The sequence below is a fragment of the Flavobacterium sp. W21_SRS_FM3 genome, assembly GCF_052113625.1.
Lineage (GTDB): Bacteria > Bacteroidota > Bacteroidia > Flavobacteriales > Flavobacteriaceae > Flavobacterium.
The window spans coordinates 185,643-204,367 of the sequence record NZ_JBGQOD010000007.1 but is presented as its reverse complement, the minus strand read 5'-3'; the positions used below and the strand labels follow the sequence as shown (position 1 = coordinate 204,367).

Annotated in this window: 16 protein-coding genes; 9 read left to right on the top strand and 7 right to left on the bottom strand. The window is 33.2% G+C overall.

Going from position 1 to position 18,725, the window contains the following annotated elements; translation table 11 throughout:
• Nucleotides 1–668 precede the first annotated feature (668 nt).
• From pdxH to pyrR, 5 genes are all read right to left on the bottom strand, one after another.
• Complete coding sequence (pdxH, locus tag ACEN2K_RS12040; protein WP_441759574.1) at nt 669–1,313, bottom strand: pyridoxamine 5'-phosphate oxidase; 645 nt, start codon at nt 1,311–1,313, stop codon at nt 669–671.
• A 49-nt stretch (nt 1,314–1,362) separates the two neighbouring features.
• Entirely contained in the window at nt 1,363–2,268 is a 906-nt protein-coding gene (locus tag ACEN2K_RS12035) for a ribonuclease Z (RefSeq protein WP_441759573.1), read from the bottom strand.
• Between the two features lie 73 nt (nt 2,269–2,341).
• Nucleotides 2,342–2,674, bottom strand: a complete 333-nt coding sequence (locus tag ACEN2K_RS12030) for a ribonuclease Z (RefSeq protein ID WP_441759572.1) — start codon at nt 2,672–2,674, stop codon at nt 2,342–2,344.
• Between the two features lie 53 nt (nt 2,675–2,727).
• On the bottom strand, nt 2,728–3,654 hold the full coding sequence (locus ACEN2K_RS12025) for an aspartate carbamoyltransferase catalytic subunit (protein WP_441759571.1): 927 nt from the start codon (nt 3,652–3,654) through the stop codon (nt 2,728–2,730).
• 44 nt (nt 3,655–3,698) lie between these two features.
• The gene (gene pyrR / locus ACEN2K_RS12020; protein WP_441759570.1) at nt 3,699–4,238 is read right to left on the bottom strand and encodes a bifunctional pyr operon transcriptional regulator/uracil phosphoribosyltransferase PyrR; all 540 of its coding nucleotides are present in this window, start codon (nt 4,236–4,238) and stop codon (nt 3,699–3,701) included.
• 178 nt (nt 4,239–4,416) lie between these two features.
• On the opposite strand from pyrR, the gene ACEN2K_RS12015 reads away from it, so the two are divergent.
• Nucleotides 4,417–4,590: a hypothetical protein gene (locus ACEN2K_RS12015; protein ID WP_441759569.1), complete on the top strand. Its 174-nt coding sequence runs from the start codon at nt 4,417–4,419 to the stop codon at nt 4,588–4,590.
• 65 nt (nt 4,591–4,655) lie between these two features.
• Here the strand turns inward: ACEN2K_RS12015 and ACEN2K_RS12010 are convergent, their stop codons facing one another.
• Both ACEN2K_RS12010 and ACEN2K_RS12005 read right to left on the bottom strand, forming a co-directional pair.
• Nucleotides 4,656–6,275 (bottom strand): ABC-F family ATP-binding cassette domain-containing protein, encoded by a 1,620-nt coding sequence (locus tag ACEN2K_RS12010; protein WP_441759568.1) that lies wholly within the window; start codon nt 6,273–6,275, stop codon nt 4,656–4,658.
• A 182-nt stretch (nt 6,276–6,457) separates the two neighbouring features.
• Nucleotides 6,458–8,494, bottom strand: coding sequence for a beta-N-acetylhexosaminidase (locus ACEN2K_RS12005; protein ID WP_441759567.1), 2,037 nt, complete (start codon nt 8,492–8,494; stop codon nt 6,458–6,460).
• Between the two features lie 438 nt (nt 8,495–8,932).
• Here ACEN2K_RS12005 and ACEN2K_RS12000 point away from each other — a divergent pair, with 438 nt between their 5' ends.
• The 8 genes from ACEN2K_RS12000 (at nt 8,933) to proB (ending at nt 18,675) form a co-directional block, all read left to right on the top strand.
• Complete coding sequence (locus tag ACEN2K_RS12000) at nt 8,933–10,402, top strand: MFS transporter (RefSeq protein WP_441759566.1); 1,470 nt, start codon at nt 8,933–8,935, stop codon at nt 10,400–10,402.
• Nucleotides 10,403–10,554: 152 nt separating this feature from the next.
• A complete protein-coding gene (locus ACEN2K_RS11995) occupies nt 10,555–11,661 on the top strand; it encodes a hypothetical protein (RefSeq protein ID WP_441759565.1) in 1,107 nt (368 codons plus the stop codon).
• 540 nt (nt 11,662–12,201) lie between these two features.
• Nucleotides 12,202–12,819, top strand: coding sequence for a GNAT family N-acetyltransferase (locus ACEN2K_RS11990; RefSeq protein WP_441759564.1), 618 nt, complete (start codon nt 12,202–12,204; stop codon nt 12,817–12,819).
• 69 nt (nt 12,820–12,888) lie between these two features.
• Entirely contained in the window at nt 12,889–14,082 is a 1,194-nt protein-coding gene (locus ACEN2K_RS11985) for an argininosuccinate synthase (RefSeq protein ID WP_441759563.1), read from the top strand.
• Between the two features lie 143 nt (nt 14,083–14,225).
• Complete coding sequence (gene argC, locus ACEN2K_RS11980; protein WP_441759562.1) at nt 14,226–15,203, top strand: N-acetyl-gamma-glutamyl-phosphate reductase; 978 nt, start codon at nt 14,226–14,228, stop codon at nt 15,201–15,203.
• An 80-nt stretch (nt 15,204–15,283) separates the two neighbouring features.
• A complete protein-coding gene (locus ACEN2K_RS11975; protein ID WP_441759561.1) occupies nt 15,284–16,420 on the top strand; it encodes an aspartate aminotransferase family protein in 1,137 nt (378 codons plus the stop codon).
• Between the two features lie 204 nt (nt 16,421–16,624).
• Nucleotides 16,625–17,821, top strand: a complete 1,197-nt coding sequence (locus ACEN2K_RS11970) for a glutamate-5-semialdehyde dehydrogenase (RefSeq protein WP_441759560.1) — start codon at nt 16,625–16,627, stop codon at nt 17,819–17,821.
• 92 nt (nt 17,822–17,913) lie between these two features.
• Nucleotides 17,914–18,675: a glutamate 5-kinase gene (gene proB, locus ACEN2K_RS11965; protein WP_441759559.1), complete on the top strand. Its 762-nt coding sequence runs from the start codon at nt 17,914–17,916 to the stop codon at nt 18,673–18,675.
• Nucleotides 18,676–18,725 lie beyond the last annotated feature (50 nt).

The window sequence follows — 18,725 nt, the reverse complement described above, 5'->3', positions numbered from 1 at the left end:
ACCAACTAAAGTAATTCAAACCAATTTAAATATATATCCTTAGTAGTAAAAGTTTAAAGTAGATTGTGGGGCAAAATTCTTTAAATGAATAAAACATATTTGCTTTATTTCTTTGACAAACATACTAGGTATTTAGATAAAAGAACTAATTTAATCGACGAACTACATCTTTTTTACAGTTAATTATGTAATTACTTACAAAATAGTAATGATTACTACATCTTTTCTGCATTACAATATTGACTATTAAAAAGCAATTAAAGAGATAAAATTTATTAATACTATATCACTACTACTACACTCCTAAAATCCGAATGTAAGAAATAGGGAACTTTGGACTAACGCAGTAAGTTATAACTTTAAGTATAAGTACAAGATCGAGTTTCAAAGATGATACTGTAAAATAATCTCAGAAATAAGATAAAATAAAAAAAGACTATTTATCAAGATAAATAGTCTTTTTTTTAAACCAACTAAAGTAATTCAAACCAATTTAAATATATATCCTTAGTAGTAAAAGTTTAAAGTAGATTGTGGGGCAAAATCCTTTAAATGAATAAAACATATTTGCTTTATTTCTTTGACAAACATACTTCATTTATAGATTAAATACCTAAAATAATCGACAAACTACATCTTTTTTAAATTATACTAAGTAAAATCTTACATCAAGGAGAAAGTCTTTCTATTTTCCAGCTGTAATCCTCTTGAGCCTTATACCTAATTCGATCATGCAGTCGGTTAGGTCTTCCTTGCCAAAATTCTACTTCTACTGGCACAACTAAATATCCTCCCCAATGTTTGGGTCTAGGTATGACCATATTTTCATAATCCTTTTCTAATTGACTTAGATTTTCTTCCAGATAAGCGCGGGATGGAACCACTTCGCTTTGGTTTGAAACTATCGCTCCTAATTTACTGCCGTCTGGTCTAGATTGAAAATAATTATCTGACTGCGATTCCTCAATTTTTTGGATGGTTCCTTTAATTATAACCTGGCGTTCCATACTATGCCAAAAAAATGACAAGCAAACTCTCGGGTTATTGGCAATTGCCTGTCCTTTTTCGGAATTATAGTTGGTATAAAAAATAAAACCTTCTTCTGTGAATTTCTTAAGTAACACTACTCTTGCCTTAGGAAAGCCATCCAGTCCAATAGTTGAGACAGTCATTGCATTTACCTCCTCTGAACCGCCAAAATCCTCAGTTTCGTGAAACCATTTATTAAAAAGATTAATAGGATCTTCAGGTATAGTAGATTCCAGTAACTCACTTTTTTCATAAGACTTTCTATAATTACTTAAATCGTTCATAGTATTCTTTTTTAATTTGCAATTTTATGATAGGCAATATTATTACCACTTAAAACTCAAAATTCTTCCCGTCATCTGCAAGCATTATTGATGGAAAAATAGTTTGAGCTTCCTCTTTAAATAACCCTATATTTTCATAACGTGTTGAATAATGGCCTAAAATTAATTGCTTTACATTAGCTTGTAATGCAATCCTAGCAGCTTCTTTTGCGGTCGAATGCATGGTCTTTGCCGCTAAACGTTCCTCAGAATCTAAAAAAGTAGATTCATGGTACAAGACATCAACATCTTTTATTAAGGGGATGATAGCTTCATTATATACGGTGTCAGAACAAAACGCATAACTCTTAGTAGCAGCTGGGTCAAATGTCAATTGACTGTTTTTAATAATGCGTCCATCATCGAGTGTAATGTCTTTACCGTTCTTAATATTCTGATAGTAACATTTGTCAATTTCAAAATTTTGGACAGCCGCAATATTTAACTTCCTTTTTTCTATTTTCTCTTCAAATAGAAATCCATTCGTATAAATACGGTGTTTTAGAGGTAAGGTTTTTACTGTAACTTTATCATCTTCGTAAATAAGGGTACTTTCTGTACTTTCTAATTCATGAAAATGCAATCCGTAGTTTGTCCAAGAATTAGCTAATCGCAGCTGCAGTTTTATAATTTCTTTAATTCCCTTTGGACCATATATGTGTAGGTCATTTGTCCTATTCAGTAACGTAAAAGTAGAAATTAAACCAATGAGACCAAAAAAATGATCCCCATGCAAATGCGAGATAAAAATATGGTTAATCTTTGAAAATCTAATTTTATTTTTACGAAGTTGGACCTGGGTACCTTCGCCACAATCAATTAAAAATAGACGGTTTTTAATTTCCAGTATTTGAGCTGTTGGATTTGTAAAAGTGCGTGGAGTTGCTGCATAGCAACCAAGTATGGTTAAATTCAAATTTAAAGTTTATTCGGTTAATCCTTTTGAAGCTGAATGTTATTCGATTAAACAATTAAAAGAATAATTGTATTTAAAATCCTAAATCACGTTCAATTTCTTCCATTTCAATAATATCATGTGCCTCTAATAAGGAAGGAACTACGGTAAGTTTCTCAGGGATAGCATTGAAGTCAATATCAGACACTACTACCACAAATGATTTTTTTGCTTTTTTATGTTGTTTAGATAGCGGCAAGAACAGAACAATATCTTCAACTGTTAAGTCTTTATGCATGAGAAGATCAACAGTAATATTATGCTTTTCAAAAGTTTTATACTGATGGGTTAATTTCATCAAAAATGAAGTAAAATCGCCCTGAGTATCTTTGATTATAACGGTATGTCCTTTTTGATCTACTTTCATTATTTACTATTTACAATATTAATAAAGAGCTAAGTTACTAAGGTTTTTTTTAATTACTGAATTTTTGAAGCCAAAAGATAAATTACTGCCATTCTAACAGCAACACCATTTTCGACTTGATTCAATATCACTGATTGGTTAGAATCAGCTACCTCTGAAGTAATCTCTACTCCCCTATTTATAGGTCCAGGATGCATGATTACAATTTCTTTATTTAAAGAATCTAATAATGTTTTGTCTAAACCATATTGTTGTGCATACTCCCTTGTTGAAGGGAAAAAATTCACATCCATTCGTTCATTTTGTACCCGCAACATATTAGCTACGTCACACCATTCTAATGCTTTTCTCAGGTTAGGCTCCACAGTTACTCCTAAGGATTCAATATACCTTGGAATCAGCGTTTTTGGCCCGCAAACTTTTACTTCGGCTCCTTGCTTTTGCAATGCATATATATTTGATAATGCTACTCTTGAGTGTAAAATATCTCCAACTATCACCACTTTCTTACCTCCTACTTCACCCAATTTTTCTCTAATCGAATAACTGTCTAACAATCCCTGAGTAGGATGCTCATGAGCACCGTCACCCGCATTTATAATACTCGCTTTTACATTTTGTGATAAGAAGTGTGCTGCACCAGGATTACTATGGCGCATAACAACCATATCCACTTTCATTGAAAGAATATTGTTTACTGTATCAATTAGTGTCTCCCCCTTTTTTACTGATGACTGGGCTGCTGAAAAACTTATTACATCTGCAGATAATCTTTTTTGAGCTAATTCAAAGGAAAGTTTCGTTCGGGTACTGTTTTCAAAAAATATATTAGCAATGGTAATATCTCGTAATGAAGGCACTTTTTTTATTGGACGATTAATGACTTCTTTAAAATGATCGGCTGTTTCAAAAATAAGGTCAATATCATTTTTGTTAATATATTTTATACCTAATAAATGATTTACGCTTAATTCTTTCATTCTTTTACGATTATTATTATTTTATAAATCTAACTTATAATGTATTAGTTGGTAATCAAATAAACAATGTCTTCACCTTCATTTTCTTTCCAGTGGACTTTGACTTTCTCATTATTGATTGCATCCACTTGTCTACCTCTATAATCAGGTTGAATAGGTAAATTGCGACTAAAGCGTCTATCAATTAAGACTAGTAATTCAATTTCTGATGGCCTACCAAATGATTGTATTGCGGTCAATGCTGCTCGAATACTTCTACCAGTGAATAAAACATCGTCAATAAAAATGACTTTTTTGTTTTCTACGATAAAATTGATTTTGGTTTTATTTGCTTCTAAAGGTTTGTCGGTTCTTCTAAAATCATCTCTAAAGAAAGTGATATCTAAATAACCTAATTGAATTTCAGGAGTATTGTATTCTTCTTCTAGTAAAGATTTTAGGCGTTCTGCCATAAAAGTTCCTCTTGGTTGAATCCCTACTAAAATTGTATCTTTAAAATCAAGATGTTTTTCAATAAGCTGACAAGCCAAACGGTGTAGAATGATATTGACTTCTTTGGAATTAAGTAAAACTTTTTGAGTCATAAGAAAGAATTGTGTTTGGTAAGGCAAATATACAAATTCAAATTCATCATTTAAAAATTAAAGACCTAGAAAATGCATCTCATAATATCACAACTCTTAACTACAATTGTATAAGTACTTCCTCAGCTTAAGATTGTAAATTTATACTAACAAAAATGAACCATTAAAACACAAAATCATGAAAAATATTTTAACTCGAACACTACTACTTATGGTAGTATTATTTTCATTTACTAGCTGCGAAGTTATTGGCGGCATATTTAAAGCCGGTATGGGTGTAGGAATTTTTATTGTAGTTGCAGTTATTGCAGTAATACTCTTTCTCGTTAGTAAACTTTTTGGTAAAAAATAAAAATCTGACATAAAAAAAACTCCTGATGATATCAGGAGTTTTTTTATAAATTTAATTGTATCTAATTATTTAGCATACATTTTAACTCTTAATTCTTGAATCTTTTCATCATCTAAATATTCATCAAAAGTCATATAACTATCGATAGCACCATTAGGTGTTAACTCCACTACTCTATTACCTACTGTTTGTGCAAACTCGTGATCATGAGTGGTAAAAATAACAGATCCTTTAAAGTTTTTTAAAGAGTTATTAAATGCCGTAATCGATTCTAAGTCTAAGTGATTTGTAGGCTCATCAATCATCAACACATTAGCTCTTTCCATCATCATTCGAGACATCATACAACGTACCTTTTCTCCTCCTGATAATACACGACAGGTTTTTAAAGCTTCTTCTCCAGAGAAAATCATTTTACCTAAAAAGCTTCTAATATTTACTTCATCACGCTCTTCCTCTGTCTTCACCCATTGACGCAGCCAATCTACAAGAGACAAATCATTTTCAAAGAAAGAATGATTCTCTACTGGTAAATAGGCTTGATTTGTAGTTACACCCCAATCAAATGTACCAGAATCAGCAGTTTGATTTCCATTTAAAATTTCGTAGAACGCTGTAGTCGCACGAGAATCTTTAGAAAACAATACTATTTTATCACCTTTGGCCATATTTAAGTCTACTCCTTTAAACAACAGTTCTCCATCAATAGAAGCGCTAAGATTTTGAATGTTCAAAATTTGATCTCCCGCTTCACGCTCTTGATCAAAAATAATTGCTGGATAACGACGACTAGAAGGTTTTATCTCAGAAATATTTAATTTACTGATCATTTTTTTACGAGAAGTAGCTTGCTTTGATTTGGCTACGTTGGCACTAAAACGACGAATAAATTCTTCTAGTTCTTGTTTCTTTTCTTCCGCCTTTTTATTTTGTTGTGCTCTTTGTTTTGCTGCTAATTGACTTGATTCATACCAGAAAGTATAATTTCCAGAATAATGATTAATCTTGCTAAAATCAATATCCGAGATGTGTGTACAAACAGAATCTAAAAAGTGTCTATCATGCGAAACAACGATAACTGTATTTTCATAATTTGCTAAGAAATTTTCTAACCACGCAATAGTTTCGAAATCCAAATCATTGGTAGGCTCATCCATGATTAGTAAATCTGGATTTCCAAATAAAGCCTGCGCTAATAAAACACGTACTTTTATTTTTCCCTCTAAATCTTCCATCAAAGTATAATGGTGCTCTTCTCCAATTCCTAAATTAGAAAGCATTGATGCAGCATCAGAGTCGGCATTCCAACCGTTCATTTCTTCAAACTGAACTTGCAGTTCTCCAATTCTGTCCGCATTTTTATCGTTATAATCTAAATAGAGTTCGTCCATTTCCTTTTTAACCGAATACAAAACCTTGTTCCCCATAATAACGGTTTCCAAAACAGTGTGTTCGTCAAACATATTGTGGTTTTGATTTAAAACCGACATACGTTTACCTGGTTCTAAGTGAACATGCCCCGAAGTAGGGTCCATTTCACCTGAAATTATTTTAAGAAAAGTTGATTTTCCAGCACCATTGGCTCCAATAACTCCATAAATATTCCCATGTGTAAAGGTAGTATTTACTTCGTCGAATAAAATTCGCTTGCCAAATTGAACTGATAAATTATTAACTGTTAACATAAATGTTTTTTATAAAAATTTTTGCAAAAGTACAAAAAAAATACTTATTCAAAGAATTCAGCTTATCTTATCATTTTGGTGTTTTATTAAATCGGATTTCCTATGGTTAATCTCAAAAACAGCTGTAAGTCAATTAATTACAAACAGTATTATAATTTACAATCTAAAATTTCAATTGGAAATTACATTAGATATTGAATTAACTTTTTTAAACTATTGTACACAGCTAATTCTACATCTGCATTTTTCTTCGAATTACATTGCTCCAGTAAAGCGTTTATTTCAGTTTGATCTAGTTTATGGTTGTTTTCTATCTTCTGTAACAGTGAAGTTGAAATCAAATGTAAACTTTTGGACAAAGGTAAAACTGGTTGAATTAAAGGAGCATCCTTACTTAACTGCTGTAACTTTTCATGCATTGCAATCCATTTTTTAAAAAATGTAGTAAGCACTAATCTATTTTCACTATTATTATCATTTACAAAATTAGACACTGCAATATCAAAATCATAAGCATCGAGCGCGTCGGCAGTGCAGGCATCTGCAAAAAGTGTTAGTGGAGAATACATAAAGTATTTTTTACCACCACCATTACGTGTATAATTTTTAAGCGGTTCGCACAAATTAGATAACTGCTCTAAAGCTTCTGTAGACTGGTAGTTAGCGATGTTTCTTAAAATAACGTTTTTGTTTCTAATATGCATAATACCTACATCCTCTAACCTATTAGAAACTATTGTTAATCTTTTATGCATACTCTTTAAATCTCTTACTGTATCGTTTGACCATAATCTTTCAGCAATTGCCGCTGTTCTAGGCCAAATTCGAGAATCAATATTTAAAGGTGTAACTAGCTCGCTCCACATAGTGGCTTCACCGCCTAAAATTCTGTCTTTTTCTTCTTTTGAAAACGACACATTTCTAGGTACAGGGTCATTCAAATAATGACCATCTACACTTAACATTAAATCAATATAATACCCATTTGACAAAACTGTTTTATAACCATTTTTTGCCGCCTTTACGAGAGCTCCTCCAGCCTCCATACCTTCATTTACACCTCTCCAAGCATGAATAATAGCCTCTTTTGACATGTCTTTTGTCATTATTTCCTCCCACCCCATTAATTGCTTATTGTGTTTCTTTAGCATCGGAATAAGTTTCATATTAAAATATGTTTGCAAATCGTGATTTGTTGCAATATTATTTTCTTTCTTAAAAAGCTGAATTTTAGAATTAGCATTCCATTCTTTACCATTATTTTCATCGCCACCAATGTGGAAATAATTACTAGTAAACAAAGGGCATACTTCATCAAATATAGTATGGAGTAAAGCGTATGTTTTTGGGTTGGTAGGATCAAGTGCCGAATCATAAATTCCGGATCTTCTTCCTAAAACATAACTAGCATCTTCACCACTTTTACTTCCTATCTCAGGATAGACAGACAAAATTGCAGAGGCGTGTCCTGGTATATCAATTTCAGGAACTACCATAATTCCCCGCTCATCAGCATATTTTACAATTCCTTTAATTTCCTCCTGCGTATAATAATCTCCATCAGAAGCCAGCTCATGTAATTTAGGCAAATTTTTCATTTCGATTCTCCAACCTTGATCGTCAACTAAATGCCAATGAAAAACATTCATTTTCATGGCAGCCATAGCATCTAAATTTCGCTTAATAACAGCTACCGGGTGAAAGTGCCTAGCAGCATCAATCATTAAACCGCGCCAAGTAAATCTAGGAGCATCACTAATGGTTATGATTGGCCAATTAAAAGATTCACTATTGTTTTGAAGTAATTGCAAGAGTGTTTCTAATCCATGCAAAACACCTAAATCTGAGGTTCCTTTTAATATTATTTTATCTGACTGTATCTGAAGACTATAACTTTCATCTTCATATAAACCTACCTTACCAGAACGATTACAATCAATTTGCAGTTCTGCATTTGGAAATTCATTAAGCTTTGTCGCAAAGACATGTGGTAAAAACAGTCCCGTGCGCCCGTCTAACCTTCTTAGAAAGCGAGTAACTCCTTTAAATAAACGTGGATCCGGATGACCCGTAATATTGACTTTAAACTCTTTAGTTAATGGAAAAACCCCTTTACTTAATGAAACTTTTTGAGGCCATGGCATTAGGTTTAGCTGTTCTTTAGTACTTTGAGCATTGGCACTAAAAACGATAAAAAGGAGAATCAATAGGTACTTCATAGGGTATATCTTTAATAGGATTATAAATATAAGGTTGGCAATGAAAAAATTGTTTTGTAAAATTTTCTTCTTAAACCAAATATAGTAAAAAGTGCTGTAGCCTTTTATAGTCTTCAGTAAATCAATTAATATAATAAGGTATTATTCAAGATTTCTAAAAACTAGATAAAGTAGCTTTATTTAGAAACCATTGCGCTTTTAGAATTTCATATAAAGCCAAATTAAGATCATTTTGTTTTTAACTATTTTAAGGTCTAAACGAATAACAAATAAGCAAGCATTCTGTAATACTAAGCCCTCTAAATAGCATTAGTTAATCAAAAATTGCAGTATTTATAATTTTAACAACATTTTGTAAGAATAATTTTTTTTTAGTTTACTTAAAATATACATTTACAGTCGAACAAAAACTAAAAATAAAATTAACCAGTATTTATTATGAATTCAGAAAATGTACAAACCAAATGGGGGCAGTTTATTTCATTAATAATTGTTTTCTTCTTTTGGGGATTTGTTGGCTCAGCCAATGACATATTAATACCCGTATTCAAAAAAGTATTTACATTATCCCAAGTGCAGTCCCAACTAGTAGCTTGGGCTTTTTATGTTGCCTATTTTGTAGGATCTATTATTTTCTTCTTAGTATCATTAAAAGTAGATGTTTTACAAAAATTTGGATACAAAAAAACATTATCAGCGGGACTACTACTTTCAGCAGTAGGTTCATTCTTATTCGTACCCGCAGCTACAATGGAAAGTTTTCCGTTTTTCTTAACAGCACTATTTACTGTAGGATTAGGATTTTCGATCCAGCAAATTGTTGCAAATCCATTAGCTATTAAAATGGGAAGTCCTTCCACAGGAGCGCACCGTTTAACCTTGGCTGGAGGTATCAATTCATTTGGTACTACTATTGGAGCCATTTTATTAGGAATTGCATTATTTGGAATGGGTGATGATAAAAAGACATCTCTTTCTTTAGAAGACATTAAACTACCGTTTATAATTTTAGGAATTGCATTTGTGGTGGTGGCTGTTTTTATGAATTTTTCTAAAATCGAAAACCCTACGAAGGTCGAAAAAGTAGTTGTTACTGCAGACAGCGAAAAATTTAATATTTTAGATTACCCACAACTCTACTTAGGAATGTTGGGTATTTTTATTTACGTTGGAACTGAAGTAACGATAATAAGTAACTTACCTGCATTGTTGCATACCGCAGAGTTTGGTAATATACTTGAAGATGCTATTTCGCCATTTATTGCCTTGTATTGGGGAAGTTTAATGATTGGTCGCTGGAATGGTGGTGTCAATGTATTTGACACTTCAAAAATGGCTAATATTGCGCTAAAATTTATTGTTCCCGCTCTTGCTTTTGGAGTAATAATTGGTGCCAATGTTTTTGCTGGACATGATGTTTCTTCATTCTATATCTACCCTATCTGGATTTTACTTTTTATTGCGGTAAGTTTTGTAGGAGGAAAAAACGCTGGAAAAACATTAATGCTTTTTGGAATTTCTGGTTTATTAATGATGGTTGCTGGTTTAGTTTGCACAGATACTGAAATTGCTAAATTCTTCTTCATCTCTGGAGGTTTATTCTTATCAATTATGTGGCCCTCAATTTTTGATTTAGCCATAGCTGGACTAGGAAAAAATACAGGAAAAGCCTCTTCATTCTTAATAATGATGATTCTTGGAGGAGGAGTTATTCCATTAATTCAAGGAAGAGTTTGTGATTTTGACCTTACTAATCCTGAAGGAATATTTGGTATTTCTTGGACACATTTCTCTTATGTAGTACCACTTCTTGGTTTTGCTTATTTAGGATTTTATGGCTTCTACTGCCCTAAAATTTTGAAGAGCCAAGGAATCAATCACATTGAAAGTGAAGGTGGTGGTCATTAATAGGTAGTCCCTATAAAAATATTATTTTGTTTAAAACCGCAGCTGTTTTGAATGTTAAATACAAAAACCATCAAATTAATTTGGTGGTTTTTTTATGGCACTAATTTTGAATTCCTTCCTTATACAAAATCCATTCAATTAAATCTTGAACTATGAAAAAATCTCTACTCTTACTGCTGCTCACAATTTTTATAGCGTCTTGCGGTGTCAAAAAAACACAAAATCTAGTAAGCGAAGGTGATTATGATGCTGCCATAGACCGCGCCGTTGACGGTTTGCGCTCTAACAAGAATGCGAAGTCTAAACAAGATTATATCTACTTATTAGAGGAGGCTTTCGCCAAGGCTAAAGAACGTGACTTACGAAATTTAGACCTACTTAGTAAGGAGGCTAATCCTAGGAATTTTGAAACTATATACAAGACGTACATACAGCTGAATAATCGTCAAGACAAAATACGACCTATACTTCCTTTACCATTACTTAATAAAGAAAAAAATGCCTATTTCCCTTTTGACAATTATAATTCCCAAATCGTCTCTAGCAGAAATAATTTATCAAAATACTTATACGATAATTCTAAAGCACTTTTGCTCACAAATAACAAACAAATGATTCGCAGAGCATTTGACGACCTGTCTTATTTGAACCAAATAAACCCTAATTACAAAGATGTTGTCAAGCTAATGGAAGAGGCATATTTTAAAGGAACAGATTTTGTCAATGTATACCTTAAAAATCAAAGCAATACCATCATCCCTTCAGGTTTGCAAAATGAATTACTTGATTTTAGCACCTATGGAATGAATGATAAATGGACTGTTTATCACAACAACAAAGAATACGGGATTAATTATAATTACGAACTTGTTGTCAATTTTGTATCTATAAACATCAGCCCTGAACAAGTGAAAGAAAGAGTTTTCTATAAAGAGAAGCAAATTAAAGATGGTTTAAAAACATTACTTGACAGTAAAGGGAAAGTGGTGAAAGATAGCTTAGGAAACACCATTCAAGTAGATAATTTCAAAACTATTAAAGCACGAATATATGAATACAACCAGTTTAAAGCTTGTCATCTCATAGCTCAGGTTGATTATGTCAATTTAGAAACTAATCAACTTATAGAATCATTCCCAATTAATAGTGAATCTATTTTTGAAAATATCTATTCTACTTATAAGGGGGACAAAAGAGCTTCTGATAGTGACTATTATTCTTATTTTGATAGACGTCCTTTACCTTTTCCTTCAAATTAACAGATGGTATATGATACGGCCCAGGATGTAAAAAACAAACTGAAAAATATTTTAAGAACTTATAAAATTAAGAATTAGAAAGATTACCGCTTCAAATTCGGCTCTTTGACAATCTTCTGAAGGAGCTTTTTTATTAGTAATAAAATAACAATAGTAAAATATTTTGTTAGAATAGTTCTTTTATTAACATCGCATTAAAAATATATGTACTTTTGCACCAATGAAAAATACAAGTTTACATATAACTTCTATCTCACGGATAAAATTGACTACGACTTCGCCCGAAGTACGGATACTATCATTATAGTACCCACTAGTTCATTCTATTTATTCATATTTTCATTTTACCGTTTTGAAATTCCAACTGTACTTCATTGGATTTACATATCCTAAAAATCGTATAACACAACTGCTAATAACTTTCATAATGAAATGTTATTCAAATGCTTATATTTATTTTTACGGATTAAAACTAAGTGTCTTACATATTTTAAACTTTTTAAATAGCTTATTTTTAACACCTAAAATTCATCTTCTGAAATGAATATCTCTATTATTATAGCCCAGGAAGAGCATTTCAAGTACGCACAAATTATTTGCGATACTATAGAATCGTCTGCCTTATTGAGAGGAACCGGAATTGCCAAACGTACTCCTGAATACATCCAGAAAAAGATGGAAAACAAGGATGCGGTAATTGCTTTAGACAATGGGAATTTTGCAGGTTTTTGCTACATCGAAAGTTGGCAAGATAGCAACTATGTAGCACACTCAGGATTGATTGTTCATCCTGATTATAGAAATTTAGGCTTAGCCAAAAAAATCAAATCTAAAGTATTTGAGTATTCCTTAAAAAAGTATCCAAATGCTAAAGTATTTGGTATAACTACCGGTTTAGCAGTTATGAAAATAAATTCAGATTTAGGATACAAACCCGTTCCGTTCTCTGAACTAACAACCGATCCGAGTTTTTGGAAAGGCTGTCAAACCTGCACGAATTACGAAATTTTGAAAAGCAAGGACAACAAGATGTGTTTGTGTACCGGAATGTTGTACGACCCTAAAGAAAAACAAAAAACTCCTCCAAAGCACCCGTTTAATGTCCGGATTTGGAACCGATTAAAAAAAATAAAACAAGCACTCTTCTTAGAAGATTAGATTACCCATTTAAATAAAAAATATAATCCGCTGTTGGAGATTAAATCAATAGCATTTAATAGCTCAAAAATGAAAAAAGTTGTATTAGCATATAGTGGAGGTTTAGATACCTCATATTGCCTTAAGTATTTAAAAAACGAAAAAGGATATGAAGTTCACACCGTATTAATCAATACTGGAGGTTTTGATGATGCCGAATTAACAGCAATTGAAGAAAGAGCCTACGAATTAGGAAGTGCAAAACATGCTAACTTAACTATTGTAGACAAATATTATGACAAAGCCATTAAATACTTAATTTATGGTAATGTTTTAAAAAACAACACCTATCCATTATCAGTAAGTGCTGAGAGAGTTTTTCAAGCAATTGAAGCGATAAAATACGCAAAATCAGTAGGTGCAGAAGCGATCGCTCACGGTAGTACAGGCGCAGGAAATGACCAAATTCGTTTTGACCTAATCTTTCAAACTATCGCTCCCGAAATTGAAATCCTCACTCCTATTCGTGATTTGAAATTGTCAAGACAAGAAGAGGTAGATTATTTATCTAAAAATGGTGTACACTATTCTTGGGAAAAAGCTCAATACTCTATCAACAAAGGACTTTGGGGAACTAGCGTAGGTGGTAAAGAAACTTTGACTTCACACCAAGCGTTACCAAGCGAAGCCTACCCGTCACAATTGACAAAAGATGGTGAAGAAAAAGTAACTCTTGAATTCAAACAAGGGGAGTTGGTTGCCGTAAATGGTAAAAAAGACAAACCTTCTAATAACATTGTTACTTTAGAAAAGTTAGCTAATGCTTATGCAATCGGGAGAGATACACACGTAGGTGACACGATTATCGGAATCAAAGGGAGAGTTGGTTTTGAAGCTGCTGCCCCGTTAATTATAATTAAAGCGCACCATTTACTAGAGAAACACACATTAGGAAAATGGCAACAATACTGGAAAGAGCAACTAGGAAACTGGTACGGAATGCTTTTTCATGAGGGACAATTTCTTGATCCTGTAATGCGCAACATCGAGGCGTTCCTAGAAGACACTCAAAAAACAGTAAATGGAACGGTGACTGTCTCGTTAAAACCTTACCATTTTTCATTAGACGGAATCAAATCTGATAATGACTTAATGACAAACAGTTTTGGTCAATATGGCGAAATGAATAACGCTTGGACTTCAGATGATGCCAAAGGATTTATTAAGATTTTAGGTAACGCCCAAAACATTTTTTCATCTGTAAACAACGAAACTTACGAGTAAAAAAATTAATGGACGAAAGTCAAAAGTCATAAAGTTGAAAAGACTCCGTATTGTAAAAGTAAATTTTTTAACACAAGGCCTCGATTACAGCAGTTGACTTTATGAACTTTTAGACATTTAACTTTCGACTTAAACACATAATTATGATTAACATAGGAATAATAGGCGGTTCAGGATACACAGCAGGAGAATTAATTAGAATCTTGATGTTTCATCCTAATGCGAAGTTGGATTTTGTTTACAGTACCACAAATGCCGGAAAACCATTATCAGTAGCGCACCATGATTTATTGGGCGATATTGAATTGAACTTTACAGACACTGTAAATCCGAATGTTAATGTAGTTTTTCTTTGTTTAGGACACGGTAAATCAATAGCATTTCTAAAAGAAAATCAGTTTGCCAGTCATACTAAAATAATTGATTTAGGAAATGATTTTCGTTTAACCAAGGACAAAGAATTTGAAGGGAAATCATTTGTTTATGGCTTACCTGAATTAAATAAAACCAACATTAAAAATGCTAATTATATTGCGAACCCTGGTTGTTTTGCTACAGCAATTCAATTGGCATTATTGCCATTAGCTTCGCACAATTTACTAAATAGTGATGTACATATTAACGCAACTACAGGAAGTACTGGTGCCGGAGTTAGCCCATCTGAAACGACACATTTCAGTTGGAGATCAAATAACATGTCACATTACAAAGCTTTTGACCACCAGCATTTAGGCGAAATTAATCAAAGCGTGAATCAGTTGCAAGCTTCTTACAATGACGAAATAATCTTTGTGCCCAATAGAGGAGATTTTGCTAGAGGAATTTTTGCAACTCTGTACACGACAGTAGAAGAAAACTTAGAAGATTTGGCGGCAAAATATGAAGCCTATTACAAAGACCAGCCTTTTGTAACGGTAACAACTACCAACATCAACATGAAACAAGTGGTGCAAACAAACAAATGTATCATCAGTTTAATGAAAAAAGGAAACCGGGTTTTAATCACTTCAATAATTGACAATCTAGTGAAAGGAGCCTCTGGACAAGCAGTTCAAAATATGAACCTCATGTTTGGACTCGATGAAACAACAGGATTGCATTTGAAACCATCAGGGTTTTAAAAATTTGTTCCAAGTTTAAAGTTTAAGGTTGTTCAAGTAACTTTAAACTTTAAACCTTAAACCATCTAAACAACAACACAATGAACTTATTTGACGTTTACCCATTATACCCTATCACACCTGTTAAAGCACTTGATTGCACCATTACAGATGAAAACGGAATCGAATATTTAGATTTATACTCTGGTCACGGAGTAATTTCTATCGGTCATACACAGCCTGATTATGTGGCTAAAGTAAAAGCACAACTGGATAATTTGAGTTTTTACTCGAATGCTATTCAGAATCCCCTGCAAGTAGAACTAGCGCAGAAATTAGGTAAAGCATCAGGCTTGACTGATTACAGCTTATTTTTATGCAGTTCTGGTGCTGAAGCCAATGAAAATGCGTTAAAAGTAGCTTCATTTCACACGAATAAATCTAGAGTTATCGCTTTTGATAATTCGTTTCACGGAAGAACTTCGGCGGCAGTTGCCGTTACCGATAATAAAAAAATTGTGGCACCAATCAATGCACAACAAGCAGTTACTTTTTTGCCGTTAAACCAAATTGATTTAGTAGAAACTGAATTGAAAAAAGGAGATGTCGCTTGTGTAATCATCGAACCTATTCAAGGTGTGGGTGGTTTAGACCAAGGGACTACTGAATTTTTTCAAGCATTAGAAAAAGTGTGTGCAGCTCATGACGTGGTTTTAATTCTTGACGAAGTACAGTCAGGTTACGGAAGAAGCGGAAAGTTTTTTGCTTTTCAACACCACGGAATCAATCCAGATATTGTAACCACTGCCAAAGGTATGGGGAACGGTTTCCCAATAGGCGGGGTTTTAATCTCACCAAAATTCCAAGCCAGCTACGGATTGCTAGGAACCACTTTTGGTGGAAGTCATTTGGCTTGCGCTGCTGGTATTGCGGTTCTGGATGTACTGGAAAGTAAAAATTTGATTGAAAATGTAAAAAAAGTGGAAGCGTATTTCATGGAAGCTGTCAAAGTGATTCCTGAAATCATCAAGGTAAAAGGAAAAGGCCTAATGCTGGGTGTTGAATTTGATTTTGACGTAAGCGCCTTAAGAAAGAAAATGATTATCGAAAAACATATTTTCACAGGTGGCGCTAACAATAAAAACTTATTGAGAATCCTACCTCCTTTAACCATAACAACTGATGCGATAGATACATTTATTGTGGCATTGCAAGAATCATTAGCTGAGTTAAAGTAGAATTTTTTGAAGTTACAGAGTTGTAGAGTTTCAAAGTTTGTGAGTGTTTTATAAGAAGTGAATAATAACAACATGTGTTTGCGTGAGGGATAGCAGTGAAAATCCTTTTTTATAAAATGTAGCGCAGCGGAGAGAAGTAAAAAAGATTGTAACGAATAGCCCGACCCGACTTTTTTGAGGGTCACGCCCAAATAAAAAACAAAAATGAAAACAGTATTATCCATAGCAAAAAGAAATGCCGTTTTGAGTTCGATGGCAATCCTCCTAGAGCAAGAGAGAGCTAATCTTAAAGCAGTGAATCAGCAGGATTTAAGCAATTATTCTGGAGGTGATTTGGCTATGGAGAAACGTTTGCTTGTTGATGACGCAAAGATTGACGGAATGATTTTATCATTGCAACAATTGACGAATCAAGAAGATCCTGTTGGGAAAGTTCGTTTTGATTTCACTCATGAAAACGGAATGAAAATTAGTAATAAAACAGCTGCTTTTGGTACTATTTTGATCATTTATGAATCCCGCCCAGACGTAACAGTTGAGGCCGGAGGAATCGCTTTTAAGTCGGGAAACAAGATTTTATTGAAAGGCGGAAAAGAATCTTTACTGTCTAATTTAAAAATTGTCAGTTTTTGGCATCAAGCCTTGGCTAATAATAATATTGAAACTTCCTGGGTCGAATATTTGAATTATGACCGCAGCGAAACGCAAGCTTTCTTAGAAAACCCAACACAAAAAGTAGATTTAATTGTACCACGTGGGGGAGAGAAATTAATTGCTTTCACCAAGAAACATGCTACCTGCCCTGTAATTGTAAGTGGTCGTGGAAATAATTTTGCTTACGTAAGCAAAGAAGCCGATTTAGAAAAGGCTGCAGCAATTATTATCAGCGGAAAGACCTCAAATATATCCGTTTGCAATGCTTTAGATAAAGTATTAATCGATACTAATTTACCTAATTGGAAAGTCTTTGCAAATGATCTAGTTAGCCAATTAAAAGCATTGAATGTGACTGTTTTAGGAGATGAAGCTTTTGCGAAAGCAACTCAAGTTCCAGTAATTGACAATGAGTTGATCTGGTACGAAGAGTTTTTAGATTACAAAATTGTTATAGGTACAACAAAATCAGATGAAGAGGCCATTGCCAAAATAAATAAATATTGTGGCGGACATTCAGCTTCCATAATTACAGAAAATAACGAAATCGCACAGCAGTTCATGGACAACGTTGATACAGCAGCGGTTTACCACAACGCCTCTACCCGATTTACAGATGGAGGGCAATTTGGCCTCGGCGGAGAACTAGCCATAAGCACTGATAAATTACATCAACGTGGACCAATAGGTTTGCAGCATCTAGTCACTAATAAGTGGTATATTTATGGTGAAGGGCAGGTACGATAAAAATTGAAAGATTAAAAGATGGAAGTATTTAAAGGATTAACACAACGAAATTTTTAAATTATTAAATCTTTCAATTTTGAAATTAAATTACAATGGCAAAAAAAAGAATATTACTAAAAATTGGAAGCAATACCTTAACCAAAGAAACCAATCACATTTCGAGAGGAAAAATTGAGGATATTGGAATCCAGATTGCAGCGCTCAATGATGATTACGAGTTTGTAATTGTGAGTTCGGGAGCGATTGCGGCGGCTAAGCAGTTCGTTAAATTAGAAAGTAAAGGCAGAGAAATTGTAGTTAAGCAAGCTCTGGCATCTATCGGTCAACCACATTTAATGCGGATTTTCCATGAAAATTTCAAAGATTTAGGACTACTGACTTCGCAATGTTTATTGTCGTATTCTGATTTTGAGAAAGAGCAGTCAAAGGTAAATATTGTTAATACCATAAATGTGTTAATCGAAAACAATTACATTCCGATTATCAATGAAAACGATACCGTGGCTACAGACGAAATCCAGTTTGGAGACAACGATAAGTTGGCTGCCTTAGCCGCAGTTTTATTGAATGTCGATATTTTAATTATTGCAACTAATACAAACGGAATCTATACAAAAGCCTCTATTCACGACGCTGTTCCTGAAACTATTTTAAAAGTCACTGATTTACAATTAATGCAACAAGAAGTAGGCGATTCAAAATCTTCACACGGAACTGGTGGTATGCAATCTAAAATTGAAGCTGCAGCAATTGCAAAAGCTGCAAATATTGAAACATGGATTGTCAATGGTTTGAAAGATAATTTTATTTTGAATGCCATAGAAAACAGTATTCCGTTTACGAAAATAGTATAAAATGGTGCTCTGTTTAATCGGTCATTCGATTAACCAATTAAACATAAACC